Here is a 314-nt window from a genome sequence, read left to right on the forward strand (position 1 = left end):
GGCAGATGGAGTGGGTTCGAGAATTCCGGAGCCCGCTGCGAGGCCCTATTTTTTCGACCGTTAAAATTGCGGCAGCAGCAGACAACAGCGGATACGTTGGTGTCAGTTGGACTGCCGAAGATGTTTCTACGGACGTACTCAGACAAGGCACCTGGCTCATGAAAGCCTCCCCACAGGGCGACAGCCTCTGGGTGCGCTACTTCACGCTTTTTGATGAGGAACCGCTTGCCCCCGAGCCCATGGACCTCAAAGCCACCCCCGACGGCGGCTACATCGTCTGCGGCGCTATCGACCCGCCCGATGACGGGGGCGTG

General features: G+C 60.2%; 1 protein-coding gene. It reads left to right on the forward strand.

Going from position 1 to position 314, the window contains the following annotated elements; translation table 11 throughout:
• Positions 1 to 314, forward strand: a 314-nt coding sequence (locus FRY97_RS22775) for a hypothetical protein (protein WP_170254906.1), incomplete at both ends; no start/stop codon positions are given.

The sequence above is a fragment of the Phaeodactylibacter luteus genome (assembly GCF_007993045.1).
Taxonomy (GTDB): Bacteria; Bacteroidota; Bacteroidia; order Chitinophagales; family Saprospiraceae; genus Phaeodactylibacter; species Phaeodactylibacter luteus.